Origin of the sequence: Pseudoalteromonas sp. APC 3495 (assembly GCF_030407645.1) — a bacterium.
In the GTDB taxonomy this organism is placed as follows: Bacteria; Pseudomonadota; Gammaproteobacteria; order Enterobacterales; family Alteromonadaceae; genus Pseudoalteromonas; species Pseudoalteromonas tetraodonis.
This window is the reverse complement of the sequence record NZ_JASDDA010000094.1, coordinates 1-2,669: the sequence shown is the minus strand read 5'-3', so window position 1 is coordinate 2,669 and position 2,669 is coordinate 1. Positions and strand designations below refer to the sequence as shown.

Genomic DNA, 2,669 nt, shown 5'->3' with positions numbered 1-2,669 from the left:
AAGGAGATTTAGTTAGGCTCAGATCAGGTTTTTACTAACAAGGTGAAAAATGGCATTAAAAGGAGGTGTTTAGTTAGTAAAAATATGATCCTTGATGGTTTAAGCCATGTTTTTAGCCTTTTTATGCCACTAAAGATCAGATTTTTACCAACTAAAAAAGAGGTTTAGATCATGTTTTAACTAACCCAACCCCTTTTACAGATCACGATATTACTAACTAATTAAAGGCACTTAATAACTTAGTAAGTTGCTCTAAGCGCTTGTCTGTCATCACTTTATTATTTATTTTAATTGAAACGTCACCACTTTTAAGGTTGCGTTGCACACTAATAAAGTCATTTTCTAAAACCGCTTCACGTTTTGATGCTGTTTTAGGCTCTGCAGTTAGGTATTTAGTAATTAGCATAGCGCGCTTGTCGTCGGCTTCTAAGGCGTTAATTTCATCATTGCTGGCAAGTGCAACAACTAACTCGTTAAATGCTTCCTCATCGCGCTCCTTTGCGTTAATCAGCTTTTTAGCAACTTCTCTACCAACATGATTAGCTGTTGGGTAAAGGGCTATAACATCTGCAGATATTTGCTCATACGCTTTTATCGCATCAGCAATCGCTGTATGCGATACCCCTTCAATAACAGCAATTTCACGGTACGAGCCTTTTTTGCCTTGTTGAATAAGATCGTTTCTAGTTTGCTGATACGCTTGACCCAACTCCCAAAGACTAGGGGCAATGTATTGATCTGATGAAACCGCAAGTACTTTGGCATCTTGCTCGCTAAAGTCACTAGAACTCAATACGAGGTAGTCTGCGCCACCTAAAATACAGGCTTTACGACGTCTAGAGCCAGCTAATACAAGGCTCATATCACCTTGCTCCCACAATAGAGCAGGGTGCTGATTACGGCCATCTTCTTTAATAGCAGGAAGAATATCTGCGACTGACTTTTCGTTTAAAAGCGCTTGTACGCGACGATTTTTACCATAAACCTGAGTTGAGTTTTCAATCTCGTTATGTGCTATCACTTTACAAACAAGCGTAATTTCCCGATTAGGATCACTAGGAGCAGGCATACGAATAACATCGCCTGCATTGGCTTGCTCTAAAAGGGCATCTAAGCTGCTACTGCCAACAGCGGTTGCAAAGGGATCTAAGCGGGTGTCATTTTTACGTTTTTTAGCCATTTTTAGTCAACATCCTTACTTAGGCGTATTTAATTTAGATTGAGTGGATTGCCAATTAGAACGAATTAGCATTTCGAGTTCATCAACTACATCTTTGATATTTTCTTGTGCGCGCATTAATGACTCTCTACTTGCTAAGCTGTCAGATGCTTTTTGGTCAAAAATAGTATTAAACGACGATGAACTGGCGGTAATTGCTGAACTATGATTAATAGGATAGCTCATTACTTGGCGGCCAAAAGCACTACGCACATCTTTAACTATGTCACGCTGTGAGTGATTGCCTTTCACGTAATTGGTAACTAAAAATTGCATGAAATCCCAGCCATCATGGCCAAGAGCGGCAACGGTATGATAAATCTCACCTAAACGTTTTAAATATTTATTATTTGCATCAAAGTCTACCGCTTCAGGGTGAACCGGAATTAGCATCGCCGTTGAAGCCATTAATGCATTGTAAAACATAAAGTTAAGCGTTGGCGCTGTATCAATTAAAAGAATGTCAAACTCATCTTTTACCGGATTTATTACTCGTTCTAGTAGTCTGTGATAATGACGTGTTTGCTCATAATTGGAGGTGTCTTTGAGTAATGTTGCTGTTTCGTGCTCAAAATAAAAGTCATCCATACCTGATGGTAAAACACGAATATTAGGAATATGTGTTGGTAAAAAAGAGTTAGACACAAATTCAGGCCATGTTTCACCTTCATCAAGGTCAATGCAATCACGCATCAAATCACCAACGGTAATTGGATCGGGCTCTGAAGATGGGAAAAAGCTTGATGATGACCCTTGAGGATCTAAATCAATTATACCGATACGGTAACGTTTAATGTTAGTGGTAGCGAGTGCAGCAGCAATGTTAACCATGCTTGTTGTTTTACCACAACCACCTTTTAATGAATTAATAACAATAACTTGGAGTTTGTCTGTTGATGCGCGGTGATCAGGCTGTATGTCCATAATATCAGCCATAGCAAAAATATTAACTAAGGTGTAGGCATAGTGGCCGTTTGCACCGCGTTTTATATTTAAATCGTCAAAGTCACCATTGTCATGGCGTCTTTTTAAGGTACGATTATTACAGCCAAGTAAATCAGCTGCTGCTTTTTGGGTGTAAGTTCTTAATTCTTTTTCTTCAGATTTAAGATGGGCGCGATAATGTTGGATACGTCCTTCTAGTGATTTTTCAGCAACTTCTGCGGTTGCTTTCAAAAGTCGATAAGTATCTAGCGCGTTTTTATTGATAGACATACTTTATTCCTCAAAGTTAGGTGTTTAGTATAATGTCCATTCAATTAGCTGTAAACAACTATTTAAGGCGACATGTGTTTTAAATACATGACATATAAAATAATTTTTACCCTTTTAAGATTACTTAGTATAAATAAAGAAGTTTAAGTATGGTTAAATATATAAGGTATTAAAGGCTAAGGGTGTAAAATACATATATAACGTAATGATTTATATAAATAATATTAAAAATAGT

At 37.5% G+C, this 2,669-nt stretch carries 2 protein-coding genes; both read right to left on the bottom strand.

The window, feature by feature from the left end:
• Positions 1-217: 217 nt before the first annotated feature.
• Positions 218-1,180 carry a transcriptional regulator gene (locus QL984_RS18370; protein ID WP_013462769.1) on the bottom strand — a complete coding sequence of 321 codons (963 nt, stop codon included), beginning with the start codon at positions 1,178-1,180 and terminating at the stop codon, positions 218-220.
• 15 nt (positions 1,181-1,195) lie between these two features.
• Positions 1,196-2,434 carry an AAA family ATPase gene (locus tag QL984_RS18365; RefSeq protein ID WP_290173232.1) on the bottom strand — a complete coding sequence of 413 codons (1,239 nt, stop codon included), beginning with the start codon at positions 2,432-2,434 and terminating at the stop codon, positions 1,196-1,198.
• Positions 2,435-2,669: the final 235 nt, after the last annotated feature.

What these genes read in the sequence shown, in the direction of transcription:
- QL984_RS18365 (WP_290173232.1), bottom strand. Translation starts at nt 2,434, where the DNA reads ATGTCTATCAATAAAAACGCGCTAGATACTTATCGACTTTTGAAAGCA.
- QL984_RS18370 (WP_013462769.1), bottom strand. Translation starts at nt 1,180, where the DNA reads ATGGCTAAAAAACGTAAAAATGACACCCGCTTAGATCCCTTTGCAACC.